The following is a 25,264-nucleotide window of genomic DNA, read 5'->3' on the forward strand; positions in this document are numbered from 1 at the left end:
TTTAAACCCCTCTCTGATTTTTCATCCATTGACATGCATCTTTTACTACACGTCTATTTATTTTGCTTGGAAAAAAATGTGTGAATTCTGGATAATACCAGGTTTCAACTGGTATACTATTCCCTATTAATGCTTGCTCTAAAACCTTTGCATGCTCAAAAGATACATTATTATCTCGTTCACCATGTATTATAAGAGTGGGCACGTTCGTCTCCTCTATACGAGGTAATACATCTCGCTGCTCATACCCTAATGGGAATTTAGTAGGAGTACCTCCGATTACACGTTTCATCATTTTTCTCATATCTAATCTTTCTTCGTATGTTAAATAAATATCAGAAACACCAGCCCATGTAACTAAGGATGTAATATCATTGCGTAGAATAGCAATCCATAAGCCCATGATACCACCCCGAGAAAATGCAAATAAGTGAATCCGCTCTGGTATGCAATATCGCTTTAATACTTCTACTCCGTAAACAGCATCCCAGCGATCTTCTCCAGCAAATTCATCCCTTCCTTCACCACCACGATTACCTCGATAATATGGCGCAAATATTACAAATCCCTCAGAGGCGATTTGTGCAATTCGTGCAGGTCGAACCATACCGATACTTTGCATGCCTCCTCGACAATATAAAATTCCATCATAGTTTCCTGGCTCTTTTGGTACTGCTAACATTCCTTTTACTCGAAGACCACAGGACCAATATGTAATTTCGCTCAATATGATATGAGGGTTTGGAGATGGATAAGTGCGAACCTTTTCAATCGTTCCATTTATTTTCAATTTCTTTCACCTTCTTTAAAATGGCTTTCATTCCATCATCTTTCATATGGAAGCTTAAATATTCACTATGAGTAAGTTCTTCCGAGGATAACCAGATAGCTCCTTCTGTCTCAAAGCTTGTCCGCTCCTCATTAATATACCCAACTTTTGCTATATAAACAGTTTTACAAAAAGGGATATTATCTAATACCATATATTCAGCAAGCCATTCTAGATTTACTATATCTACATTTGTTTCTTCTTTTGTTTCTCTAATCGCTGCTTCAACTAAAGTTTCCCCTTTCTCTAATTTACCACCAGGAAACTCCAATCCTCTTTTTGGATGCTTCGTTAACAACCATTTTCCATTATGCTTTGCTAAAACTAATACATGCTTAGATTCAATAGAAAAGCTTCCTTGTTGAAAGGATAGCCGTACTTGAAATCCATTTAAATCTTCGAAAGAAATCATTTTCTGATTCCCCCTTGTTTTTCTTTAAATATTACCATATACATAAGAAAAACCAGGCAAGTAGACGCCTGGTTCCTTACATTCAAAACCTGTTCCTATTGTTTTGAGCAGGGCTTGTTGGAATATTTATTACCTTGTGAATTTTTAGAGATGCTGGTGGTTGTGACGGACTTCACAACCAACCAGCATCTTTTTTCGGTAGTCTTATGGCATTTATCTGTCCATCTTTCTCCCACAACTTATTGAAAAAGGTTAGTGCGTTTTTGGATATTTATAAAGAAAGCTCACGAAGAACCAATCATAGCTATTCTTTGGGAGGTCCCATTTTGTAATCTTCATTACCTTCTTCTCTATTTTGTGCAATATTCTGCTTTGATTTATCTTGTGGTGACTGATTGAGAAGTGAACTAACATTTCGATAAGTTACAGGGTTTTCATTTCCTTTTCTATTTAAATTCTTACTCATAGTTGAACCTCCATTCTTCTTTGAAAATAAGGTAGCTGTTCTATAAATCGTTTACTCTCTTCCGAAGTGAATTCATGAATCCATGCATACACTTTTTTTAGCCTTCTATCATATTGATCATTTTCTCCGTCCACATGATACGGCTTTACAGACATTGGTTCATGTGCTCGTAGAAAATTTCTGCTTTGCACATTTTTCAATTGATAAAAAAGTCTTTCAAATACTTTTATTTCATTCCTAGTTGCAGTTACTTCAAATTCCCACTGAGATTCATCGGGATAAGCATATACTTGCTGACTTTTTACGGAGATATACACTTTGTACAAGGTCATTTTCACACATCCTTTTATAAGAGTTTGAGCAAAAAATAAAAAAACATGCACAAATAGCGCATGTTTTTGGGTTATAAATAATATACCTTTTAATCAGTTTCTGTCTAAGCTCTAACGCCTAGCCCCTCGAGTCGTTTTAGAATGGACAGACAAAGACAATGAAAACCCCTACTGTCACTCTTTTAATACTTTTAGGGCTAACGTTAGGCGCTACCGCTGTTCTTATTACCCTTGAATATCTACAGCCGAACCTTTATAAGGATGTGGAGCAGCTGTTTGAGGCATGTCTTCTAACAATTTTACCGCAGCAACAGTTTCCATGTTCATAGCATTTTGCAAAACACTCATTTGAACAGTTTGTTGCAACTGAAGTAAATTAGATGAAATAATGGAGTTTATGTCCATAGAAATTCCTCCTTCATAACATTCTTTATATCGGTTAACCTAGATTATTATGAAGCGATTATTATTTTTTGGTCGAATTGGTATCTCCTAAAAATGCATTTAACATCCATTGATGTTTTTCTGTTTTTTGGTAAATTGCATTTAGTACATCTTCCGTCATATCATCTTCATCTTTTGCAGCTTCTTCCATCCCTTTTTTAAGAGATTTCATAATTTTATCAAAGTCATCTACAACAGATTGTACCATCTGGTCAGCTGTTTCTTTACTGGATGCTTCTTTTACTTCTGATAACTCCAAGTGTTCTGTTAATGTGGCAGCTGGTTTGCCTCCTAGTGTTAATAAACGCTCTGCAATTTCATCCATATTAAGTGTAGCTTCGTTATATAACTCTTCGAATTTGGCGTGTAAAGTAAAAAATGACGGTCCCTTTACATACCAATGGAAATTATGTAATTTAGTGTACAAAACCGACCATGTTGCTACTTGTTTATTTAATTCTTTATTAAGTGCTGCTGACATAAATTTGTCACTCTCCCTTTAATTTTAGTTGCTTTCTCTTTCAATATACCTCTAATTTTCATACAATAAACATAACGATAAGTTAATTGGAGTGAGCAATAATGGTATTTTGGATATTAGGTGCAGCAATAATACTAAGTATTTTTGGCTTTTCTTTTTTGTACAAGCTAGCTATGAATGACAAGCCTTCGAAAATTGATCCAAAGCCTAAGGATGCTGAATAATCCATGAAGCATATAATTATATCTATTTTTCGCTTTTATCAAAAGTTTATCTCACCACTTTCCCCACCTAGTTGCCGTTTCTATCCAACATGCTCCCATTACGGAGTAGAAGCAGTTCAAAAACACGGGGCAATTAAAGGAAGTATTTTAACTGTAAAAAGAATATCTAAATGCCATCCCTTTCATGAAGGTGGCATTGATCCCGTTCCTGATGAATGGCCTTTGAAAAAAAAATAATACAAAGGCTATTTTTTCTTGCATTTTTTTCGAAAGTCCTGTAATCTAATAAAGTTATCTTCTTTCAAAACGTAATCATTACTATTTAGGAGAGTGAATAAATTGAAACGAATTTGTTTAGGAAGTATTCTTTTTCTTTTATTGTTACTTGCAGCTTGTGGAAACAATGAAGAGAATGTTGCAACTAAAGATCAGAAAGTACAAATATATACAACGGTGTATCCACTACAATACTTTGCTGAACGTATTGGAGGAGAATCTGTAAACGTCTCATCTATTTACCCTGCAGGAGCAAATGAACATACATTTGAGCCAACCCAAAAGGATATGATGGCACTTGCAGATGCTGACTTGTTTTTTTACATAGGACTTGGCTTAGAAGGTTTTGTCGATAATGCTAAAAAGACATTAGCAGAGGAAAATGTGAAAATGGTAGCCACTGTGGATGCAGTATCAGATGAACAATTAGAAGAATCACTTCATGTTCATGAAGAAGCTGCTACTGAGGAAGCACACGATCACGAGCACGAGGATGCTACTACTGAGGAATCACATGATCACGAGCACGAGGATGCTACTACTGAGGAGTCACATGATCACGAGGATGAGGAAGCATCGGCTGAAGAACATGGCAGCCATGAAGGACATGATCATGGGGATATAGATCCACATGTTTGGATCTCACCTAAAATTAGTCAAAGCCTTGCACTTTCTATTAAGGACTCTTTAGTGGAAATTTCACCTGAACATCAAGAGACTTTTGAAAAAAACTATGAGGAACTTGTTAATGAACTTCAGAAACTAGATGCAGATTTTGAAGAAATGGCTCATACAGCAGCAAATAAAACCTTCTTTGTATCTCACGCTGCATTTGGTTATATAGCAAACACATACGGTTTAGAACAATTAGCAGTGGCTGGACTGAATTCACAAGATGAACCATCCCAAAAAGAACTGACTAAATTAATTGATTTGGCAGAAGAAAAAAATATAAACTATATTTTATTTGAGCAAAATGTTTCATCCAAACTAACAGAAGTGATTCAAAAGGAAATTGGTGCAGAAAGCTTGGTTCTACACAACTTAGGAGTATTATCAAAAGAAGATATCAATAACAAAGAAACTTATTTTACATTGATGAACAAAAACTTAGAGACATTGAAAACCGTTTTGAACTAATAGTGTAAAAGCATACAACTCATTTACCGTTCCTTTAGAGCAATACTTGTTACTATTGTTTCCGAAGTGCTTTGGACAGACGTATTGTTTTATTGATTACCGAGTGAATTTTTTAAGGATGCTTGTTGGATGTGACTTCATTCACAACCAGCAAGCATCCCTTTTTTTCGGTAATTTTTTCGCGTTTGCCTGTCCATCGCCATTCTACAACTTCTAGAAACAGGCAAGTACGTTTTTGGATAACTAGTGAAAAGCTACTTCCCTATACATAGAAAAAGCTCACGGAAAGCATTTACCTGAAAAGGAAATCAGTAGTATTAGTCAATCTTTCAAGTCCTATGAACCCAGTATTCATGGTATATTTTTACTATCATATTAGCTTTAATAATTCTCTTCTCACTAATTTATTTGCTCCATTGCGAGGCAGCGCATCTATAAAGTGATATTCCTTTGGAAGCTTGTATGATGCAATCTGAGTCTCCATAAAATTCTTTAACTCATCTATTGTAACTTGCTCGGTTACTACAACAAATGCTATTGGAACATGTCCCCATTTGTCATCCTGTCGACCTGTAACCCCTGCTTCAACAACTGCTGGATGTTTTACTAGAGCTTGCTCCAATTCTGCCGGATAAATATTTTCACCACCAGATATGATTAAATCTGAGCGTCGATCAACTACGAACAAATATCCTTCCTCATCCAAATAACCAATATCTCCGGTATGAAGCCAGCTGTCTATTAGTGGTTTTTTGGACTCAGCTGCTCCAATATATCCTGTTGTCACATGGGGTCCCTTAATACATATTTCTCCCATTTTTTCTTCCCCATCTATGCGAACATCTGCAAAGAAAAGTGGTTTTCCGGCTGATCCTAGTTTACGAATAGCATCCTCACTCGATAAGGTCGTCGTTTGGGAGGAGGTTTCGGTCATTCCATACGTTTGTAGTACTGGAATATTTCGCTCAATCGCTCGTTCTAAATAAGATAAAGGAACGGGACCCCCACCAACTAACATTGATTGAAATGAATCAGGAAAATGCTGATTTCTATTCTCTAGAATAGATACAATGCGTTGAAGCATAACCGAAACTAAAGACATTCTAGTAGCTGCTCCATCTAATATTTCATCTACTACTTTTTCTGGATCAAATTTAGTATGTAGACTTACCTTCATTCCATATAACACAGATCGCATAAGAATAGAAAATCCACTTATATGAAACAAGGGTACTATACATAGCCAGCAATCGTCTGGATGAACGCCTAAATGGAGTGCTGAACCAGTTGCATTCATCACATGATTTTCTAGCGTTTGGCGTACTCCTTTTGGTTTTCCTGTAGTACCTGATGTATACATAATGGAAATAGTACGTTCTTTAGGCCAATCCCTGTCTATAGAATAAGCTTTTCTTTCATGACTATAAATATCATTAAATGAAAACCTTTGACTATAGCTAATTATTCTTTCATGATTATCTACAAGTAAAATATCTGGTTTACTATCATGGAGCTGATAATTTAATTCTACTTCACTTAAACGTTCATTTAGCATAACTAATTCACAGCTAAGTTGAAGGCAACCATGTATTGCAATTACTAGTTCTGCATTAGAGCTTGATAAAATAGCTATTCTCATGCCAGGTTGAATTCCTTTAGCATGAAGTCTCTCTGCAAATTCATTGGCTTCGTTATAAAGTTGCCCGAATGTCCACACCTCTCCCATAAAGCGTAACGCAATGCGATCCGGTGTTAAATGGGCACGTTTTAATAGTAAATTAGGAAACATTTTGTACTCCTTTTATTTTAATTTACATATGTCGATCTCCTATGTAAAAAAGCCATCCTATAAAGGACAGCTTTTTACTCGCTGGATGCTATGCATCACGGAAAACGTGGGAATTGACCAAAATCTGGTTTGCGTTTTTCTTTAAAAGAATCGCGACCTTCTTTTGCCTCATCCGTTGTATAGTAAAGCAGAGTTGCGTCACCTGCTAATTGTTGAAGACCTGCTAAACCATCCGTATCTGCATTCATCGCAGCTTTTAAGAAACGAAGTGCTGTTGGACTCATTTCTAGCATTTCCTCACACCATTGAACAGTTTCATCCTCTAATTGCGCGTATGGAACTACCGTATTGACTAATCCCATATCAAGTGCTTGCTGTGCATCATATTGACGGCATAAGTACCAAATTTCACGCGCTTTTTTATGTCCGATAATACGTGCTAAATATCCAGAACCATAGCCGGCATCAAACGATCCAACCTTAGGTCCAGTTTGTCCAAATCTCGCATTATCAGCAGCAATTGTTAAATCACATACTACATGTAAAACATGTCCGCCTCCAATTGCATATCCAGCAACCATTGCTACTACTGGTTTAGGGATTACACGGATAAGACGTTGTAAATCTAGTACGTTTAAACGTGGAATTTCGTCTTCTCCTACATATCCACCATGGCCACGTACTTTTTGGTCCCCACCTGAACAGAATGCATGCTCACCTTCACCAGTTAAAATAATGACACCTACATTTTGATCGTCACGAGCACGAGAAAATGCATCTATCATTTCCATTACTGTTTTAGGGCGAAATGCGTTACGCACCTCCGGACGGTTAATTGTTACCTTAGCAATCCCGTTGTAGAACTCATACTTAATGTCTTCATATGTATGTAATGTTGTCCATTCGCGAGTCATTTTACATCCTCCTTTAAAATAATATCCTTTACTATTGTAGCAAACAATTCAGGATTTTCCACATGAATTGCATGTCCTACATCTCTTATTTCTATATGTGCAACATTTGGAAGGTATTTTTTCATCTTTTTCGCAAGCTTGCTAAATTTTTCATCTTGCTCTCCTGTTAACAAAAATGTCGGTGTGTTAATTTCTTCGAGTTTGTGCCAATAGGAAGGTTGCACCCCTGTACCAAATCCACGTAAGCTATTAGCTAAGCCAATTTCAGACCCCGCAAGTCGTTCCTCTCGTATCTGCTGCTGTGTCTCCAAAGACAATTGGCGTTGAGTATGAAATAAAGGAATCCCTTCCCAAAAATGCACAAAGGATGTGAGTCCTTCATTCAATATCCGATCAGCAAGGAGCTCATCTGATTGTTTTCTATTTAAACGTTGTTCTATCTCAGTAATACCAGGGGAACTACTTTCAAGGATTAACCTATCAACAGGATATTGGCTTGCATAGGATAGAGCTAATCGACCACCCATTGAATAACCAACTAGCGTAAAATTACTCCACTTAAGGTGATGAAACATTGCATTTAAGTCTGCTATCTGCTCCTCTACAGCGTAACGGGTAGAATCCATAGGCTTCGAAGTTACCCCGTGACCGATAAGATCAATGGTTAAAATATCAAATGTATTGGGTAGAAAAGAAATTACTTCATTCCATGTATTTGTAGAACCTGTAAAACCATGCAATAACACTATTCTTTCCTTAGCCCCATTATTATATCTGTTGAAATGGATATCAATCCCACGGACATTTACAGTTGTACTTTCCAAACCGAGTCCAGCTCCTTCGAAATTTCATCCCATAATTTGCGATGTGTTTCTGTATTAACTTGTCTATTCGTAAATACCTCAATAATACGAATATCCTTTAACTTCTCCCCAGTAAGGGCTGCTTTAAAATCTTCCTTCGAATGAACGGCAAAGTATTGTGCATTATACATAGCTGCTATATGTGAAAACTCTAATCCTGTCGGAGTACCAAATAAATGCTCAAAATAATTGGTTTCTGTAGACTGAGGTAAATAAGAGAAAATACCACCGCCATCATTATTCATAACGATAATTGTCATATCGGTACGGTGGAATCGAGTCACAATCAAACCATTCAAATCATGTAAGAACGCTAAGTCCCCTATTAGCAAATACCCTGGACGATTTAAAGCTGCTTGAGCTCCTATTGCTGTAGAAACTACTCCGTCGATTCCATTAGTTCCTCTGTTTGCATAGAGCTGAATATCTTTGGCCGTTTTATTGAAAAAAGTATCAAGGTCTCGTATTGGCATACTGCTACTAGCAAATAAATAGGAATTATCTTGTAGTGTTTCAAACAACATGCCTGCCAATGCACCTTCATCTGTTTCATTTTGAATATAGCTATCCACATGATTAGTAGCAATTTCATTTGCTTGAGACCAGGAATCGGCATATTTAGAGGAAGCTTTTTCAAGTGTTTTTATCCATAACGACCCTGCCTCAACCTGAACATGATGTGTAGCGATATGAAGTGAATCACGAAAAATAGGACTTTCATCAACAACGATAAATACTGAAGGCTTACAAGACTTTAAAAACAGCATTAGTGGCTTGGAAACAGGCTGTGCCCCAAAACGAACGACTACATTAGGAACAGCCACTTTTTTAAAAGCATCATTTTTTAGAATTGCATCATATTGATCTATACATAAATCCATACAATCGGCAGGTATGGATGCCCGTAAATTAGATAAAGGGTCCACTAGAACTGGCCACCGTACCTGTTTTGCAAATTCCCAAAAACCATCAGTAGTTTGAAGTGAATCTCCTACTATAAATAATCCTCTTTCCTCATTTTGTAGTATATCTTTATACCATTCTACAAACTCTGCACTTGGCACTAACTTTCCTATTTCCGATACTTGCATGTTCACATTTGATGTTGTTTGTTCCATATCAAGTAATAACGGTTCGCGGAATGGTACATTTATATGGACTGGTCCCATCGGAAAAACTCTAGATGTAGACACTGCGCGCTGAATATGACGCTCTACAAAATCAAGGCTCTCTTCATTTTGTTCGGGTAGTGGGAAATCTACACTCCACTTCACATGCTTTCCGTACAAATGAAGTTGATCGATTGCTTGAGGAGCTCCTACCTCTCTGAGTTCATGAGGCCGATCAGCTGTAATGACCAATAAAGGTACACGTGCGTAATATGCTTCCACTATCGCTGGGAAAAAATTTGCTGCTGCTGTTCCTGAAGTACATAAAAGAACAACAGGATTTTTTTTAGCTTTCGCAATACCAAGCGCAAAGTAACCAGCCGAGCGCTCATCTATTTGTCGATAAAATTGAAATCCTTCACTTTTAGCAAATGCATACGCAAGTGGAGTAGACCTTGAACCAGGACACATTACTATATCCTGAACTCCTGTCTGTTTAACCGTTTCTACAAAGTGATTTACATATGATGTTAAATACTCGATGTTAGTCATTCATGTTTCCTCCAAGAGTTCGAAGCATCGGACGGAACTTCACTCGTGTTTCTTCAAATTCCTCTAAAGAGGATGATTCAGCAACAATTCCGCCACCTGCATATAAGTAGGCATGTTCATTTTCCACTAAAGCAGAACGTATCCCAACTGCGAACTCTCCGTCTCCTTCAGCATTTATCCAACCAATTGGAGCAGCATAATATCCACGATTCATCTGTTCGGATTCACGAATAATTTTAATCGCATCCTGACGAGGCTCTCCTCCTAATGCAGGTGTTGGGTGTAAAGCTTGTACTAATTCAAATAATGAAGACTCCTTTTTAAGGTCTCCTTCAATTGGAGAATATAGATGTTGGATATCTCTAATCTTCATAAGCTTTGGTCTAGTTGGTACTTTAATATCCTCACAATATTGCATAAATACCTTCTTAATCATTTCTACAACATATTTATGCTCACCTAAGTTTTTGGGATCTGTTAATAACGAATCTCCTAACTCTTTGTCCTCGAGAGAATTCTTCCCTCTTCTAATGGAACCCGCAAGCCCTGCAGATTGAGCTTTATTATTCTCCACTTTTACAAGTCGCTCAGGAGTTGCGCCAAAGAAGATTTTTTCATCATTCTCTAGACCAAATAAATAACTTTCTGGTTGCTCCATCGATGCATTATATATTGCCGTTGCAGGAGAAAAAGTATCATTAAATGTTAGTTTTAGAGATCGGGCAATTACTACTTTTTGTATCTCATCTTCTCGGATTCTCTTCGTTACATCCTCTACAGCGTGCAAATATTCATCTTTCAAGCGATCTTCTCGTTTGATTAGTGTTGGTTTAGCATGTACCTTTAACTCTTTTACCTGAGCAGTGTGTATTAACGCATCTCTTTCTATACGTAGTTGTTCAAAAGGTTCCATGCTTTTCACTTCATCCGTTATATAATGAATATTAACGAATGCTTGGTCATGCTGAATAACTAATTGAAATTTAGATACGACAAAGAAGGCAGAAGGGAACGTATCCCATTCCGATGAAACCTTGTTTTTAGGATCAAATGAAAATCCACCAAATAGAATTGGAGATACATCTGCCTTTTCCTTTAATGAAGACTGGCACAGTTCCTTCCACTTCGTATCAATATCCTTGTATCTATTATCTTCTAAATTATTTGCAATAATATGAGCATGTCCCAATCCTACTAAAGTTAACGTCTTCTCTTTGTTTTGCCAAAAATAACGTTTCCCTCTATATAATTCATCCCCTGCTTCAAAGAATGCCTGGGCAGACAATCTTGAGACTTCTATTGTTTCCGTATAAAAACGGTATTTTGTATCAATGGTGCCGGTGGTTTTCGGCATAAATATGACCTCCGTTTAATAACTACTCTTTTATCTAGGTTAATTAAATTACTCTACCCTTAATCATACATCTTTCTACACATTTCAGCACACATTTAGCCATAAATTTATGCTAAAATTGAGATTGGATTCTTTTAAAGGAGAGAAAAATTATGTCACATGAATTTCAAGCAGACAAAGGTTGGCGCGTTTGGTGGAAATTAACAAGGCCACATACCCTTACTGCTTCATTTGCACCTGTTTTTTTAGGTACAATGATTGCCCTATACGAGGCAAATATTGACTGGCTATTATTTATTGCTATGTTATTAGCTTGTCTTCTTATACAAGCTGCTACAAATATGTTTAACGAGTATTATGATTTTGTACGAGGACTTGATAGTGAGGAATCGGTTGGTATCGGTGGTGCCATTGTACGTAATGGTGTAAAACCCAAAACCGTTATGCAACTAGCATTATTACTATATATTATTGCTGCCGCCTTAGGAATCTATATTTGTTACGAAAGCTCTTGGCTATTGTTAATTGTCGGTGCAATTTCCATGGCCGTTGGATATTTCTACACAGGTGGACCTTATCCTATTTCTAGTACACCCTTTGGAGAACTATTTAGTGGATTGTTTATGGGGATGCTAATCGTTTTAATTGCAGTATTTATCCAAGTAGGTTCAGTACCGCTATTTGCTATTTTATTGTCTGTACCAAGTGCCCTTCTTGTTGCCGCGATAATGCTCTCTAATAATATTCGCGATCTAGTAGAAGACACAGCAGGTGGACGAAAAACGATGGCTATATTAGTTGGGCGGAAAAATGCCATTGCAATTCTAGCTGCTTATTTTGTATTATCTTATCTTTGGATAATTGGTATGGTAGTTTTACAAATAATCACTCCATGGAGTTTATTGGTCTTGTTAAGTGTGAAGAAACCAATACATGCTATTAAATTATTTAAACAAACAGAAAATCCAGTTCAAGTAGCACCAGCTATGAAAGACACTGCACTAACAAATACAATTTTTGTGTTCCTGTTAGGTATAGGTTTATTGATTGGCTATTATCTATAATAATTAAAAAACCAGAATACTAGCGTTTTGCTAGTATTCTGGTTTTTTGCTTATTTGAATGATAATAATTCTGCTTTAACTACTCCTTTTTTATCAACAAGCTTGATAATACCGATTCCTGGTGCGATATAATACGTATCGCCATTGTTTATACGAACAACTACCACGTTTTGGAATGTTCCGGCTTTTACTTTAACTGTGCTAGTAGTACTTTCCACATTTACATTATAGAAAGCTTCATCGTTGTCCTCTGTTAGATAGTATTCTTTCGTTTGTTTTCCTTCAATTAAAGGTAAAGCGAGGTCGAGTATGACCCAATCTGTATGACTTACACCAAACGCTAAACGATTTTTACGTTCAATATAAGTAAAACTATTTAGGGAATCACCTTTCTTCATTAAAAAAGCTTCAGTAATATCATATTCAGAATTATATGAATCACTAACAGTAAATTCATTTTGTGTATTTTCAGTAAAACTAGGGGAATAAACAAGCTTCATCCCTGTCTTTGGCTTAAGCCCACCAATTACTTCTTTATTAAGCAAGGCAAGCTTGCTTTTAGAAGGCGTTTCATATTTTACTTGAGAACCTTTTTGTACGTAACTACTTGCTCCTACACCATATAAACCACCATTTGTTCCCTTATACGTATAAACTCTGTATTCATCACCTTTTTTTAGTGTGCGTACTTTATTAAGTGATCCATTTGAGCCTACTTTAACTAAATTTGTGTTTGCTAGAATTGTAACCTTACCTATTTGTCCTTGTTTTAACTCAGTTTTTCCCCACATAACTTTGCTTGTGGATGCATCGACTTTCATATTACCTAGGTTGGAAATACCCAAAGCTAAAAAAGCTACAAGAACCAATTTACTAATTTTTTTTAACACTTTTAACCTCTCCCTTCGCCAAGCGTTATATCATATCTAGGTATTATCTGATATCAAAGGACATTTTGCTATATAAATGATATTAGCTTTACATACCATAACATAAGGAAAGAAATAAGAATATAAAAAAAGGTAACCAATGATTGGTTACCTTTTTTGAGTATGACCCCTACGGGATTCGAACCCGTGTTACCGCCGTGAAAGGGCGGTGTCTTAACCGCTTGACCAAGGGGCCAATATATGGCGGAGAAGGAGGGATTTGAACCCTCGCGCCGGTTGCCCGACCTACACCCTTAGCAGGGGCGCCTCTTCAGCCACTTGAGTACTTCCCCATATATGGCTCCGAAGGTAGGACTCGAACCTACGACCGATCGATTAACAGTCGATTGCTCTACCACTGAGCTACTTCGGAATAATGGTGGGCCTAAATGGACTCGAACCATCGACCTCACGCTTATCAGGCGTGCGCTCTAACCAGCTGAGCTATAGGCCCATTACTTGGAGCGGGTGAAGAGAATCGAACTCTCATCATCAGCTTGGAAGGCTGAGGTTTTACCACTAAACTACACCCGCATTACTATGGTGGCTCAGGACGGAATCGAACCGCCGACACAAGGATTTTCAGTCCTTTGCTCTACCGACTGAGCTACTGAGCCTCTTCAATTTTAAATGAAGCTAATTTTTCAAGCCAAATTTTCAATTGATATGTATTAACATTCATATATAAATGGCGGTCCCGACCGGGATCGAACCGGCGATCTCCTGCGTGACAGGCAGGCATGTTAACCGCTACACCACGGGACCATTTGGTTGCGGGGACAGGATTTGAACCTGCGACCTTCGGGTTATGAGCCCGACGAGCTACCACTGCTCCACCCCGCGACGTTAATATATTTACAAAATCTGTGGTACTTTGCTTAAGAATAATGAGACATCTTCTTCGGCTTACAGCTGCATCAATTAGATTAAAATGGAGGAGGAAGAGGGATTCGAACCCCCGCGCGGTATGACCCGCCTGTCGGTTTTCAAGACCGATCCCTTCAGCCAGACTTGGGTATTCCTCCAAGATATTGATGGTGGACCTTGCAGGACTCGAACCTGCGACCGGACGGTTATGAGCCGTCTGCTCTAACCAACTGAGCTAAAGGTCCTTAAGATGGCGGCAGAGGGAGTCGAACCCACGACCTTTCGGGTATGAACCGAGTGCTCTAGCCAACTGAGCTACACCGCCAAGATTTCAAACTTTTTATAAATGGTGGAGCCTAGCGGGATCGAACCGCTGACCTCCTGCGTGCAAGGCAGGCGCTCTCCCAGCTGAGCTAAGGCCCCGAAAATAATAACTGGTCGGGAAGACAGGATTCGAACCTGCGACCCCTTGGTCCCAAACCAAGTGCTCTACCAAGCTGAGCTACTTCCCGTCAAATATGGTGCGCTCGGCAGGACTCGAACCTGCAACCTCTTGATTCGTAGTCAAGTGCTCTATCCAATTGAGCTACGAGCGCATATGTTTTTCATAAAAGTGGTGCCGAGGACCGGAATCGAACCGGTACGGTAGTCACCTACCGCAGGATTTTAAGTCCTGTGCGTCTGCCAGTTCCGCCACCCCGGCACTTTAGTGAATCTTTGGAGCGGAAGACGAGGTTCGAACTCGCGACCCCCACCTTGGCAAGGTGGTGTTCTACCACTGAACTACTTCCGCTCGGTTATTAAATTAAATGGTGCGGGTGAAGGGAGTCGAACCCCCACGCCTTGCGGCGCTAGATCCTAAGTCTAGTGCGTCTGCCAGTTCCGCCACACCCGCATACATTATTCACTATAAAGTGATGAGCCATGTAGGATTCGAACCTACGACCCTCTGATTAAAAGTCAGATGCTCTACCAACTGAGCTAATGGCTCTAAAAATGGTGCCGGAGAAAGGACTTGAACCCTCAACCTACTGATTACAAGTCAGTTGCTCTACCAGTTGAGCTACTCCGGCAGGAGTAAATATATGGTGGAGGATGACGGGCTCGAACCGCCGACCCTCTGCTTGTAAGGCAGATGCTCTCCCAGCTGAGCTAATCCTCCTGGGTAAATTATGTATTTATTGCAAGCCCAGCGACGTCCTACTCTCACAGGGGGAGACCCCCAACTACCATCGGCGCTGAAGAGCTTAACTTCCGTGTTCGGTATGGGAACGGGTGTGACCTCTTCGCCATCATCACTAGACTTGAATAATTAATGAAAGACAAGTTTTATTATACCAACTCTGTAGAATATTACAAGAGTTATTTTAAAAAAATTTATTCTTTCAAAACTGGATAAACGACATTGTTACGTTAAACAAATTTGGTTAAGTCCTCGATCGATTAGTATTCGTCAGCTGCACGTGTCGCCACGCTTCCACCCCGAACCTATCTACCTCATCGTCTTTGAGGGATCTTACTTACTTGCGTAATGGGAAATCTCATCTTGAGGGGGGCTTCGTGCTTAGATGCTTTCAGCACTTATCCCGTCCACACATAGCTACCCAGCGATGCTCTTGGCAGAACAACTGGTACACCAGCGGTGTGTCCATCCCGGTCCTCTCGTACTAAGGACAGCTCCTCTCAAATTTCCTACGCCCACGACGGATAGGGACCGAACTGTCTCACGACGTTCTGAACCCAGCTCGCGTACCGCTTTAATGGGCGAACAGCCCAACCCTTGGGACCGACTACAGCCCCAGGATGCGATGAGCCGACATCGAGGTGCCAAACCTCCCCGTCGATGTGGACTCTTGGGGGAGATAAGCCTGTTATCCCCGGGGTAGCTTTTATCCGTTGAGCGATGGCCCTTCCATGCGGAACCACCGGATCACTAAGCCCGTCTTTCGACCCTGCTCGACTTGTAGGTCTCGCAGTCAAGCTCCCTTCTGCCTTTACACTCTTCGAATGATTTCCAACCATTCTGAGGGAACCTTTGGGCGCCTCCGTTACACTTTAGGAGGCGACCGCCCCAGTCAAACTACCCGCCTGACACTGTCTCCTACCCGGGTTACGGGTATGGGTTAGAATTTCAATACAACCAGGGCAGTATCCCACCGACGCCTCCTCCGAAGCTGGCGCTCCGGGCTCTAAGGCTCCTGCCTATCCTGTACAAGTTGCACCAAAATTCAATATCAAGCTATAGTAAAGCTCCACGGGGTCTTTCCGTCCTGTCGCGGGTAACCTGCATCTTCACAGGTACTATAATTTCACCGAGTCTCTCGTTGAGACAGTGCCCAGATCGTTACGCCTTTCGTGCGGGTCGGAACTTACCCGACAAGGAATTTCGCTACCTTAGGACCGTTATAGTTACGGCCGCCGTTTACTGGGGCTTCAATTCGCACCTTCGCTTGCGCTAAGCACTCCTCTTAACCTTCCAGCACCGGGCAGGCGTCAGCCCCTATACTTCACCTTACGGTTTTGCAGAGACCTGTGTTTTTGCTAAACAGTCGCCTGGGCCTATTCACTGCGGCTCTTCTAGGCTATGCACCCAAAAGAGCACCCCTTCTCCCGAAGTTACGGGGTCATTTTGCCGAGTTCCTTAACGAGAGTTCTCTCGCTCACCTTAGGATTCTCTCCTCGACTACCTGTGTCGGTTTGCGGTACGGGCACCTATCACCTCGCTAGAGGCTTTTCTTGGCAGTGTGAAATCAGGAACTCCGGACATACGTCCTCGCCATCACAGCTCAATGTTACAGAATGCGGATTTGCCTACATTCACACCTTACTGCTTGGACATGCATAACCAACAGCATGCTTACCCTATCCTTCTGCGTCCCCCCATTACTCAAACGGTGGTTTGGTGGTACAGGAATATCAACCTGTTATCCATCGCCTACGCCTATCGGCCTCGGCTTAGGTCCCGACTAACCCTGAGCGGACGAGCCTTCCTCAGGAAACCTTAGTCATACGGTGGACGGGATTCTCACCCGTCTTTCGCTACTCATACCGGCATTCTCACTTCTAAGCGCTCCACCAGTCCTTCCGGTCTGACTTCAACGCCCTTAGAACGCTCTCCTACCACTGATACCAAAGGTATCAATCCACAGCTTCGGTGATTTGTTTAGCCCCGATACATTTTCGGCGCAGCGTCACTCGACCAGTGAGCTATTACGCACTCTTTAAATGATGGCTGCTTCTAAGCCAACATCCTGGTTGTCTAAGCAACGCCACATCCTTTTCCACTTAACAAATACTTTGGGACCTTAGCTGGTGGTCTGGGCTGTTTCCCTCTTGACTACGGATCTTATCACTCGCAGTCTGACTCCCAAACATAAATCATTGGCATTCGGAGTTTGTCTGAATTCGGTAACCCGGGATGGGCCCCTAGTCCAAACAGTGCTCTACCTCCAAGATTCTAACGTTTGAGGCTAGCCCTAAAGCTATTTCGGAGAGAACCAGCTATCTCCAGGTTCGATTGGAATTTCTCCGCTACCCACACCTCATCCCCGCACTTTTCAACGTGCGTGGGTTCGGACCTCCAGTAAGTGTTACCTTACCTTCATCCTGGACATGGGTAGATCACCTGGTTTCGGGTCTACGACCACATACTCATTCGCCCTATTCAGACTCGCTTTCGCTGCGGCTCCGTCTTCTCAACTTAACCTTGCATGTAATCGTAACTCGCCGGTTCATTCTACAAAAGGCACGCTATCACCCATTAACGGGCTCTAACTACTTGTAGGCACACGGTTTCAGGATCTATTTCACTCCCCTTCCGGGGTGCTTTTCACCTTTCCCTCACGGTACTGGTTCACTATCGGTCACTAGGTAGTATTTAGCCTTGGGAGATGGTCCTCCCGGATTCCGACGGAATTTCACGTGTTCCGCCGTACTCAGGATACACTCAAGAGAGAATGAATTTTGGACTACGGGGCTTTTACCCTATCCTGCGGACCTTTCCAGATCGCTTCGTCTAACTCATTCCTTTGTAACTCTATGTAGAGTGTCCTACAACCCCAAGAGGCAAGCCTCTTGGTTTGGGCTATTCCCGTTTCGCTCGCCGCTACTCAGGGAATCGATTTTTCTTTCTCTTCCTCCAGGTACTTAGATGTTTCAGTTCCCTGGGTGTGTCTCAGATGCGCTATGTATTCACGCAAATGTACTGCTCCATTACGAACAGTGGGTTTCCCCATTCGGAAATCTCCGGATCAAAGCTCACTTACAGCTCCCCGAAGCATATCGGTGTTAGTGCCGTCCTTCGTCGACTCCTAGTGCCAAGGCATTCACCGTGCGCCCTTATTAACTTAACCTAAAAGTTAAAAAGTCTTACACGTTGTGATTACGTAAATAATCACAACAGAATTTCTTGTTGTTTATTGTTTCAATGTCGTTTTATCCAGTTTTCAAAGAACAAGTATCGAATCTTCATATAAAAATGAACATTCAAAACTGAACTGCAAAACGTTAAGATACGAATAAAGATTCGTATTCCGATATTATCCTTAGAAAGGAGGTGATCCAGCCGCACCTTCCGATACGGCTACCTTGTTACGACTTCACCCCAATCATCTGTCCCACCTTCGGCGGCTGGCTCCCGTAAGGGTTACCCCACCGACTTCGGGTGTTACAAACTCTCGTGGTGTGACGGGCGGTGTGTACAAGGCCCGGGAACGTATTCACCGTGGCATGCTGATCCACGATTACTAGCGATTCCGGCTTCATGTAGGCGAGTTGCAGCCTACAATCCGAACTGAGAACGGTTTTATGGGATTTGCTCACCCTCGCGGGGTTGCGACCCTCTGTACCGTCCATTGTAGCACGTGTGTAGCCCAGGTCATAAGGGGCATGATGATTTGACGTCATCCCCACCTTCCTCCGGTTTATCACCGGCAGTCACCTTAGAGTGCCCAACTGAATGCTGGCAACTAAGATCAAGGGTTGCGCTCGTTGCGGGACTTAACCCAACATCTCACGACACGAGCTGACGACAACCATGCACCACCTGTCACCGCTGTCCCCGAAGGGAAAAGCCTATCTCTAGGCCGGTCAGCGGGATGTCAAGACCTGGTAAGGTTCTTCGCGTTGCTTCGAATTAAACCACATGCTCCACCGCTTGTGCGGGCCCCCGTCAATTCCTTTGAGTTTCAGTCTTGCGACCGTACTCCCCAGGCGGAGTGCTTAATGCGTTAGCTGCAGCACTAAGGGGCGGAAACCCCCTAACACTTAGCACTCATCGTTTACGGCGTGGACTACCAGGGTATCTAATCCTGTTTGCTCCCCACGCTTTCGCGCCTCAGCGTCAGTTACAGACCAGAAAGCCGCCTTCGCCACTGGTGTTCCTCCAAATCTCTACGCATTTCACCGCTACACTTGGAATTCCGCTTTCCTCTTCTGTACTCAAGTCCCCCAGTTTCCAATGACCTTCCACGGTTGAGCCGTGGGATTTCACATCAGACTTAAAGGACCGCCTGCGCGCGCTTTACGCCCAATAATTCCGGACAACGCTTGCCACCTACGTATTACCGCGGCTGCTGGCACGTAGTTAGCCGTGGCTTTCTAATGAGGTACCGTCAAGGTACGAGCAGTTACTCTCGTACTTGTTCTTCCCTCACAACAGAGTTTTACGATCCGAAAACCTTCTTCACTCACGCGGCATTGCTCCATCAGACTTTCGTCCATTGTGGAAGATTCCCTACTGCTGCCTCCCGTAGGAGTCTGGGCCGTGTCTCAGTCCCAGTGTGGCCGATCACCCTCTCAGGTCGGCTACGCATCGTCGCCTTGGTGAGCCGTTACCTCACCAACTAGCTAATGCGCCGCGGGCCCATCCTGTAGTGACAGCGAGATGCCGTCTTTTAACATCTCCTCATGTGAGGAAATGGATTATTCGGTATTAGCCCCGGTTTCCCGGAGTTATCCCAATCTACAGGGCAGGTTGCCCACGTGTTACTCACCCGTCCGCCGCTAAATCAGAAGAAGCAAGCTTCTTCATCATTCGCTCGACTTGCATGTATTAGGCATGCCGCCAGCGTTCGTCCTGAGCCAGGATCAAACTCTCCATAAGATCTGGATGACGATACGCAGCACATCGCTTTGTCAGCTTTCACTCGTTCGGTCAGTCACGTACGCTAGTACGTTCCTTCCCCCTCTCGATTGCTTCCTCGCACTGCACTACGTCTCGTCATCCAGCGAATAGAACTAGTTTAAAAGCTCATTTTGTTTTGCTGGCATCATCATTAAATGATGTCAAAATTGATTTGCTATCGAACTAACGAGTTAGTTGATAAGCTATATTTCTTAACGTTTTGCATGTTCAGTTTTCAATGTTCAATGTTCAATGTTCATATTGTTCAAGTCGTTTTGGCGACTTTATTAGTATAACTTATTTCAGATTTGATGTCAAACATTTTTTTGAAGTTTTTCAAGTTGTTTGTATCTCGTTCCGAAGGACAAGTATTAATATACATCGTATAGAAATAAAAAGCAACCCTTTTTATAAAAAATCTTAAATATCTTATAAACTATTGCACTTTTGCCCCTCATCATATATCAAAACTAGATTACTCATTGTAATTAATTGCGGATTTTCCCCTACTTATAGCTCTTCTATAACTTGTCTAACTAAAATATGAATATATTCTAGACTTTAATAAATATTAGTTTAAGTAATAGAAAACTCCTGAATCAATAAAATGAATTGAGAGCTGAATCATATACCGAAGAACAACAGCGCTTTATTTTAACTCATTCTATACTTATAATAAAGAAACAAGAAATCTACCAATATATCCTTTCCAAAATAATAGCAATTAATAGTAGAAAGTACATAAAATCCTCAAACTCTATAATGAAATCAAGGGGGGAATTATTGATGGAATGGCTAAACCACCTTAGTAATTATAATGAAATTATATTTAAATTAATTTTTGCTGCATTATTAAGTTTAATCATTGGTATAGAGAGGGAACTAAAAAAGAAACCGATTGGATTAAAGACGAGTATAGTAATCGCTACATTTAGCTGTCTTCTAACCTACATATCCATTGAAGCAGCTTATAAAGCCATTCCCAATGACTCAATAAATATTACGATGGATCCTTTGCGTTTAGCAGCACAAATAGTAAGTGGTATAGGTTTTCTCGGAGCAGGGGTTATATTGCGTAAAGGCAATGATAGTATAACCGGCTTAACTACTGCCGCAATGATATGGGGAGCCGGGGGAATTGGAATAGCTGTTGGTGCAGGTTTTTATGTTGAATCGGCACTTAGTGTAATTATTGTAATAGTGGGTATTGAATTGATACCACCCCTTCTTACTAAAATTGGACCAAAACGTTTAAGATCGAAGGAGTTATCATTAACAGTTTTAGTAGGAAATCCAGAAAGTATCCCTAAAGTATATGACTTTTTGCAAGGAAGCGGTGTTTATATAGAAAGCATCCGCATTAAAGACGTTACTTTAGACAATAATACTGTTAAACATGAAATGGATATGCGATTGTCCATAATTACTAAAAAAAATACGGCTGAATTCTACGCAACAATAAAAAAACAAAAATTTATTGAAACGGTAGACGTAGAATCGATTTAAAAGGAGCTATCATATGGGAGAATTATTCAAGTTATTAAAAGATGGGAACAAACCTTCTTTATTAGCAGCAATTGTAAATACTATTATTGCTTTATTAAAAGGTGGGGCATTTTTCTTTACTGGAAATGTAGCAATGTTTGCGGAAATGATGCACTCCATTGGAGATGCAGCAAACCAATTCTTTGTTTACATCGGTTCATCTTTGTCTAAAAAAGCACCCACTCCAAGATTTCCAAATGGTTTTGGACGTTTAGTAAACCTTGTTTGTTTAGGCGCTGTAATTATTGTTGGAATATTATCTTATGAGACTATTATTGAGGGTTGGCATCATATTCAACATCCAACCGAATCTACAGGTGTAGCAATAACCCTCAGCGTACTTGCAATTGCCATTGTGTTAGAATTTGTAGTTCTTTACAAAGCTGGGAAAGAAATATTGCACGAAGTAGGTGTAAAAGGTACACTCCTTTCGCCACTAACAACAAGTTTTGCTAACTTAAGCAGAGCTAAACCTGCAACAAAGCTTGTTTTTATGGAGGATTTAGTTGCAACATCAGGAGGTATCTTAGCATTTGTGGCTGTGCTAATTTCCCACTTCACTGGATTCTTACAAGCAGAAGGTATTGCTTCTATTATGATCGGTATAATGATGTTCTATGTTGTAGGAAAAGTATTCCTAGATAACGCTAGAGGTGCACTAGGGGAAACCGATGAGCAAATGCTTGTTCATATTGCTCATATAGTATCTGAAAATGAACATGTAAAAGATATACAAAAGCTTGAGGTTATTAAAGAAGGTGAATATCTCCATGTTGAAATAATTATAGAGATAGACCCTAAATATACATTCGCAGAGGTAGACGATATTAGCGACACTATAAAAGAATTGATATTAACTCAACAAGGAGTAACGGATATTACAATCTCATTTGATGAGGACGATGGAATCAGAACATGGACTCAACATAAGGATGAACGTACCGTTTTAAAAACACGTGATTAAAGTTTGGAGAGCATTTACAAATAGTAACAAAAAACCACATGACGAGTTGTCATGTGGTTTTTTGGAGTCATACTATTAAAGACAAGCTGTTAAAATTGTTTTAGTGTCTTCTGCATTAAGCTTATGGAAATTACCATATTCACCATAAACCATTGCTTTTTCTACCATAAGGTCAATTTTGCTATCATCTATATTATAGTCAGCTAATGTAGATGGCGCGTTTAAAGAATTCCAAAATTCCTCTAAGCGATCGATTCCTTCATAAGCTACTTCTTCTACAGATTTACCTTCAGGATTCACTTTAAAAACATTTTTTGCAAGTTTAGCAAAACGTTGTGGATTTACTTTTACGTTATGACGCATCCATCTAGGAAAAACGATAGCCAATCCACCGCCATGTGGAATATCATAAACAGCTGAGATTGCATGTTCTAAATTATGACTTGCCCAGTCACCGTTATAACCCATTTGCAAGAAGCCATTTAAACCTATTGTGCCTGCAAATAATATAGTTTCCCGATACTCATAGTTTGTTAGGTCATTGATGAGTTTTGGCCCTACTTCTATAACTGAACGCAGAGTTCCTTCTATCATTTCGTCTTGAACAGGAGTATTTGTTGCGTTGTTGTAGTATTGCTCAAACATATGGGACATCATATCTACTATTCCGTAAACTGTTTGATCAAGAGGAACTGTGAACGTGTTTACCGGATCTAAAATAGAAAATTTAGGATAAACTAAAGGGCTTCCCCAGCCATACTTTTCTAATGTATCTTCATTAGTAATAACAGACCCAGAATTCATCTCTGAACCAGTTGCTGCAAGAGTTAATATTGTACCAAAAGGCAGTGCTTCTTGTGGAATCGCTTTGCGTGTAACAAAATCCCAAGGATCTCCTTCGTATTTAGCCGCAGCAGCAATAAGCTTAGTACAATCTATCACTGAGCCTCCACCAACTGCGAGTATTACATCAATACCTTCCTTTTTACAAATATCAGCACCCCGTTTTGCAGTTGCCAATCTAGGATTTGGTTCCACACCCGCTAATTCAAATATTTCCATACCAGCTTCTTTTAATTCGACCATTACCTGGTCGTATAATCCATTTTTCTTTATACTACCTCCACCGTAAACGACAAGAACTTTCTTTCCGTAGGGAGATAACTCCACTTTAAGCTTACTTATTTGATCTTTACCAAAAATCAATTTCACTGGGTTATAAAATGAAAAAGCGTTCATCTAACATCCTCCTCTTTCCATACTTTCTTAATAATAAAAAACCCGCTTGTAAAATACAAGCGGATCACCTTACTATTATGTTTAAACCCAACCACGGAAACGGGATGCTTCTGCAGTTTTACGTACTCCAACCATATAAGCAGCTAAACGCATATCAATATTACGAGTCGTTGCAACTTCGTAAATGTTTTGGAATGCTTCAACCATTTTCTTTACTAGTTTTTCGTCTACTTCTTCTTCAGTCCAGTAGTAACCTTGGTTATTCTGAACCCACTCAAAGTAAGAAACAGTTACTCCACCAGCACTAGCTAAAACGTCAGGGACTAATAGAATTCCTCTATCATAAAGAATTTTAGTACCTTCTGTTGTAGTTGGCCCATTTGCTGCCTCTACTACGATATTAGCTTTAATATTATGAGCGTTCTCTGCAGTAATTTGGTTTTCAATAGCAGCAGGAACTAAAATATCACAATCTAATTCTAATAACTCTTGGTTAGAAATCGTATTTTCAAACAGAGTTGTTACGGTTCCAAAGCTATCACGACGATCTAATAGATAGTCAATGTCTAAACCATTTGGATCATGTAAAGCTCCGTATGCATCAGAAATAGCAATTACCTTTGCACCTTGATCACTCAAAAACTTAGCTAGGAAGCTTCCTGCATTACCAAAACCTTGGATAACTACACGTGCACCTTGCATGTCAATGTTGCGTCTTTTCGCTGCTTCATTGATAACAATAGTAACACCCTGAGCAGTTGCACGGTCACGACCTTGCGAACCACCAAGTACAAGTGGTTTCCCAGTGATGAAGCCAGGGGAATTGAATTGGTCCATACGACTATATTCATCCATCATCCATGCCATGATTTGAGCATTTGTAAATACGTCTGGAGCAGGGATATCTTTTGTCGGTCCAACGATTTGTCCAACTGCACGTACATATCCACGGCTTAGACGTTCGATTTCTCCCATTGACATCTCACGTGGATCACAAACAACTCCACCTTTACCTCCACCATAAGGAAGATCAACAATACCAGCTTTTAAAGTCATCCACATAGATAGGGCTTTCATTTCATCTGGTGTTACACCCGGATGAAAACGAACTCCTCCTTTTGTAGGTCCAACAGCATCATTATGTTGTGAACGGTATCCAGTAAATACTTTCACTGTGTTGTCATCCATACGTACAGGAATTCGAACTTCTAACATACGTAGTGGTTCTTTTAATAAGTCATACATTGCTTCGTCATAACCAAGTTTGTTCAGAGCCTCTTTAATGACAGCCTGGGTTGATGTGAACAGGTTTAAATTTTCAGCCATTTTAATTTTTCGCCTCTTTAA

20 protein-coding genes, 20 tRNA genes and 3 rRNA genes are annotated in these 25,264 nt (G+C 40.4%); 6 read left to right on the forward strand and 37 right to left on the reverse strand.

What is annotated here, in order from left to right; translation table 11 throughout:
* Window position 1 precedes the first annotated feature (1 nt).
* The 6 genes from ACQCPR_RS12830 to ACQCPR_RS12855 form a co-directional block, all read right to left on the reverse strand.
* Window positions 2-790: an alpha/beta hydrolase family protein gene (locus ACQCPR_RS12830; protein ID WP_090564445.1), complete on the reverse strand. Its 789-nt coding sequence runs from the start codon at window positions 788-790 to the stop codon at window positions 2-4.
* Window positions 768-1,241 carry an NUDIX domain-containing protein gene (locus ACQCPR_RS12835; RefSeq protein ID WP_090564447.1) on the reverse strand — a complete coding sequence of 158 codons (474 nt, stop codon included), beginning with the start codon at window positions 1,239-1,241 and terminating at the stop codon, window positions 768-770. The genes ACQCPR_RS12830 and ACQCPR_RS12835 overlap by 23 nt, the downstream gene beginning before the upstream one ends.
* Before the next feature lie 304 nt (window positions 1,242-1,545).
* The gene (locus ACQCPR_RS12840) at window positions 1,546-1,707 is read right to left on the reverse strand and encodes a hypothetical protein (RefSeq protein ID WP_241597118.1); all 162 of its coding nucleotides are present in this window, start codon (window positions 1,705-1,707) and stop codon (window positions 1,546-1,548) included.
* Window positions 1,704-2,039 carry a hypothetical protein gene (locus ACQCPR_RS12845; RefSeq protein ID WP_090564448.1) on the reverse strand — a complete coding sequence of 112 codons (336 nt, stop codon included), beginning with the start codon at window positions 2,037-2,039 and terminating at the stop codon, window positions 1,704-1,706. Before ACQCPR_RS12845 ends, ACQCPR_RS12840 begins: the two co-directional genes overlap by 4 nt.
* A 225-nt stretch (window positions 2,040-2,264) precedes the next feature.
* Window positions 2,265-2,444 (reverse strand): putative motility protein, encoded by a 180-nt coding sequence (locus tag ACQCPR_RS12850; protein WP_427137171.1) that lies wholly within the window; start codon window positions 2,442-2,444, stop codon window positions 2,265-2,267.
* Between the two features lie 61 nt (window positions 2,445-2,505).
* The gene (locus ACQCPR_RS12855; protein WP_427137172.1) at window positions 2,506-2,964 is read right to left on the reverse strand and encodes a Dps family protein; all 459 of its coding nucleotides are present in this window, start codon (window positions 2,962-2,964) and stop codon (window positions 2,506-2,508) included.
* Window positions 2,965-3,065: 101 nt separating this feature from the next.
* Here ACQCPR_RS12855 and ACQCPR_RS12860 point away from each other — a divergent pair, with 101 nt between their 5' ends.
* The 3 genes from ACQCPR_RS12860 (at window position 3,066) to ACQCPR_RS12870 (ending at window position 4,604) form a co-directional block, all read left to right on the forward strand.
* Entirely contained in the window at window positions 3,066-3,188 is a 123-nt protein-coding gene (locus ACQCPR_RS12860) for a hypothetical protein (RefSeq protein ID WP_269915822.1), read from the forward strand.
* A gap of 3 nt (window positions 3,189-3,191) precedes the next feature.
* Entirely contained in the window at window positions 3,192-3,425 is a 234-nt protein-coding gene (yidD, locus tag ACQCPR_RS12865) for a membrane protein insertion efficiency factor YidD (protein WP_090564454.1), read from the forward strand.
* A gap of 102 nt (window positions 3,426-3,527) precedes the next feature.
* Window positions 3,528-4,604 (forward strand): metal ABC transporter solute-binding protein, Zn/Mn family, encoded by a 1,077-nt coding sequence (locus ACQCPR_RS12870; RefSeq protein WP_427137173.1) that lies wholly within the window; start codon window positions 3,528-3,530, stop codon window positions 4,602-4,604.
* A gap of 370 nt (window positions 4,605-4,974) precedes the next feature.
* Here the strand turns inward: ACQCPR_RS12870 and ACQCPR_RS12875 are convergent, their stop codons facing one another.
* The 5 genes from ACQCPR_RS12875 to ACQCPR_RS12895 all read right to left on the reverse strand — a co-directional run bounded on the left by ACQCPR_RS12875 (window position 4,975) and on the right by ACQCPR_RS12895 (window position 11,185).
* Window positions 4,975-6,393, reverse strand: coding sequence for an o-succinylbenzoate--CoA ligase (locus tag ACQCPR_RS12875; protein WP_427137174.1), 1,419 nt, complete (start codon window positions 6,391-6,393; stop codon window positions 4,975-4,977).
* A gap of 95 nt (window positions 6,394-6,488) precedes the next feature.
* Window positions 6,489-7,307 carry a 1,4-dihydroxy-2-naphthoyl-CoA synthase gene (gene menB / locus ACQCPR_RS12880; RefSeq protein WP_090564459.1) on the reverse strand — a complete coding sequence of 273 codons (819 nt, stop codon included), beginning with the start codon at window positions 7,305-7,307 and terminating at the stop codon, window positions 6,489-6,491.
* The gene (gene menH, locus ACQCPR_RS12885; RefSeq protein ID WP_427137175.1) at window positions 7,304-8,131 is read right to left on the reverse strand and encodes a 2-succinyl-6-hydroxy-2,4-cyclohexadiene-1-carboxylate synthase; all 828 of its coding nucleotides are present in this window, start codon (window positions 8,129-8,131) and stop codon (window positions 7,304-7,306) included. Before menH ends, menB begins: the two co-directional genes overlap by 4 nt.
* Window positions 8,113-9,831 (reverse strand): 2-succinyl-5-enolpyruvyl-6-hydroxy-3-cyclohexene-1-carboxylic-acid synthase, encoded by a 1,719-nt coding sequence (gene menD, locus ACQCPR_RS12890; protein ID WP_427137176.1) that lies wholly within the window; start codon window positions 9,829-9,831, stop codon window positions 8,113-8,115. Before menD ends, menH begins: the two co-directional genes overlap by 19 nt.
* Window positions 9,824-11,185: an isochorismate synthase gene (locus ACQCPR_RS12895; protein WP_427137177.1), complete on the reverse strand. Its 1,362-nt coding sequence runs from the start codon at window positions 11,183-11,185 to the stop codon at window positions 9,824-9,826. Before ACQCPR_RS12895 ends, menD begins: the two co-directional genes overlap by 8 nt.
* A gap of 152 nt (window positions 11,186-11,337) precedes the next feature.
* On the opposite strand from ACQCPR_RS12895, the gene ACQCPR_RS12900 reads away from it, so the two are divergent.
* Complete coding sequence (locus ACQCPR_RS12900; RefSeq protein WP_090564467.1) at window positions 11,338-12,249, forward strand: 1,4-dihydroxy-2-naphthoate polyprenyltransferase; 912 nt, start codon at window positions 11,338-11,340, stop codon at window positions 12,247-12,249.
* A 50-nt stretch (window positions 12,250-12,299) separates the two neighbouring features.
* Here ACQCPR_RS12900 and ACQCPR_RS12905 read toward each other — a convergent pair whose 3' ends face one another.
* The 24 genes from ACQCPR_RS12905 to ACQCPR_RS13020 form a co-directional block, all read right to left on the reverse strand.
* Window positions 12,300-13,139, reverse strand: a complete 840-nt coding sequence (locus ACQCPR_RS12905; RefSeq protein ID WP_427137178.1) for a hypothetical protein — start codon at window positions 13,137-13,139, stop codon at window positions 12,300-12,302.
* A gap of 163 nt (window positions 13,140-13,302) precedes the next feature.
* Window positions 13,303-13,374 (reverse strand) — tRNA-Glu (locus ACQCPR_RS12910).
* Window positions 13,375-13,380: 6 nt separating this feature from the next.
* Window positions 13,381-13,471, reverse strand: a tRNA-Ser gene (locus ACQCPR_RS12915).
* Window positions 13,472-13,476: 5 nt separating this feature from the next.
* Window positions 13,477-13,551 (reverse strand) — tRNA-Asn (locus ACQCPR_RS12920).
* Between the two features lie 4 nt (window positions 13,552-13,555).
* Window positions 13,556-13,632, reverse strand: a tRNA-Ile gene (locus tag ACQCPR_RS12925).
* Window positions 13,633-13,638: 6 nt separating this feature from the next.
* Window positions 13,639-13,712, reverse strand: a tRNA-Gly gene (locus tag ACQCPR_RS12930).
* A gap of 7 nt (window positions 13,713-13,719) precedes the next feature.
* Window positions 13,720-13,795 (reverse strand) — tRNA-Phe (locus ACQCPR_RS12935).
* Between the two features lie 72 nt (window positions 13,796-13,867).
* A tRNA-Asp gene (locus ACQCPR_RS12940) sits at window positions 13,868-13,943 on the reverse strand.
* A 3-nt stretch (window positions 13,944-13,946) separates the two neighbouring features.
* Window positions 13,947-14,021: transfer RNA gene (locus ACQCPR_RS12945), tRNA-Met, on the reverse strand.
* Between the two features lie 89 nt (window positions 14,022-14,110).
* Window positions 14,111-14,203, reverse strand: a tRNA-Ser gene (locus tag ACQCPR_RS12950).
* 10 nt (window positions 14,204-14,213) lie between these two features.
* A tRNA-Ile gene (locus ACQCPR_RS12955) sits at window positions 14,214-14,290 on the reverse strand.
* A 6-nt stretch (window positions 14,291-14,296) separates the two neighbouring features.
* Window positions 14,297-14,370 (reverse strand) — tRNA-Met (locus tag ACQCPR_RS12960).
* Between the two features lie 22 nt (window positions 14,371-14,392).
* Window positions 14,393-14,468, reverse strand: a tRNA-Ala gene (locus ACQCPR_RS12965).
* 12 nt (window positions 14,469-14,480) lie between these two features.
* Window positions 14,481-14,557: transfer RNA gene (locus tag ACQCPR_RS12970), tRNA-Pro, on the reverse strand.
* Window positions 14,558-14,564: 7 nt separating this feature from the next.
* Window positions 14,565-14,641: transfer RNA gene (locus ACQCPR_RS12975), tRNA-Arg, on the reverse strand.
* Window positions 14,642-14,659: 18 nt separating this feature from the next.
* Window positions 14,660-14,748, reverse strand: a tRNA-Leu gene (locus ACQCPR_RS12980).
* A 15-nt stretch (window positions 14,749-14,763) separates the two neighbouring features.
* Window positions 14,764-14,838: transfer RNA gene (locus tag ACQCPR_RS12985), tRNA-Gly, on the reverse strand.
* A gap of 17 nt (window positions 14,839-14,855) precedes the next feature.
* Window positions 14,856-14,940 (reverse strand) — tRNA-Leu (locus ACQCPR_RS12990).
* 23 nt (window positions 14,941-14,963) lie between these two features.
* Window positions 14,964-15,036 (reverse strand) — tRNA-Lys (locus tag ACQCPR_RS12995).
* Window positions 15,037-15,042: 6 nt separating this feature from the next.
* Window positions 15,043-15,118: transfer RNA gene (locus ACQCPR_RS13000), tRNA-Thr, on the reverse strand.
* 13 nt (window positions 15,119-15,131) lie between these two features.
* Window positions 15,132-15,207, reverse strand: a tRNA-Val gene (locus ACQCPR_RS13005).
* 25 nt (window positions 15,208-15,232) lie between these two features.
* Window positions 15,233-15,348: ribosomal RNA gene (gene rrf / locus ACQCPR_RS13010) — 5S ribosomal RNA — on the reverse strand.
* Between the two features lie 120 nt (window positions 15,349-15,468).
* Window positions 15,469-18,397, reverse strand: a 23S ribosomal RNA gene (locus ACQCPR_RS13015).
* 196 nt (window positions 18,398-18,593) lie between these two features.
* Window positions 18,594-20,148: ribosomal RNA gene (locus tag ACQCPR_RS13020) — 16S ribosomal RNA — on the reverse strand.
* Together the 16S, 23S and 5S rRNA genes with 20 tRNA genes alongside form the textbook arrangement of a ribosomal RNA operon.
* Window positions 20,149-20,955: 807 nt before the next feature.
* Between ACQCPR_RS13020 and ACQCPR_RS13025 the strand changes: the two genes are divergently transcribed.
* Together ACQCPR_RS13025 and ACQCPR_RS13030 are read left to right on the forward strand one after the other, a co-directional pair.
* A complete protein-coding gene (locus tag ACQCPR_RS13025; protein ID WP_090567230.1) occupies window positions 20,956-21,675 on the forward strand; it encodes an MgtC/SapB family protein in 720 nt (239 codons plus the stop codon).
* Between the two features lie 13 nt (window positions 21,676-21,688).
* Window positions 21,689-22,678 carry a cation diffusion facilitator family transporter gene (locus ACQCPR_RS13030; RefSeq protein WP_090567227.1) on the forward strand — a complete coding sequence of 330 codons (990 nt, stop codon included), beginning with the start codon at window positions 21,689-21,691 and terminating at the stop codon, window positions 22,676-22,678.
* A gap of 75 nt (window positions 22,679-22,753) precedes the next feature.
* On the opposite strand, the gene ACQCPR_RS13035 is transcribed toward ACQCPR_RS13030, so the two are convergent.
* Together ACQCPR_RS13035 and ACQCPR_RS13040 are read right to left on the reverse strand one after the other, a co-directional pair.
* Window positions 22,754-23,917 carry an iron-containing alcohol dehydrogenase gene (locus tag ACQCPR_RS13035; protein ID WP_090567224.1) on the reverse strand — a complete coding sequence of 388 codons (1,164 nt, stop codon included), beginning with the start codon at window positions 23,915-23,917 and terminating at the stop codon, window positions 22,754-22,756.
* An 81-nt stretch (window positions 23,918-23,998) separates the two neighbouring features.
* A complete protein-coding gene (locus ACQCPR_RS13040) occupies window positions 23,999-25,243 on the reverse strand; it encodes a Glu/Leu/Phe/Val family dehydrogenase (RefSeq protein WP_269923192.1) in 1,245 nt (414 codons plus the stop codon).
* Window positions 25,244-25,264 lie beyond the last annotated feature (21 nt).

Source organism: Psychrobacillus psychrodurans (assembly GCF_050209195.1).
GTDB lineage: Bacteria > Bacillota > Bacilli > Bacillales_A > Planococcaceae > Psychrobacillus > Psychrobacillus psychrodurans.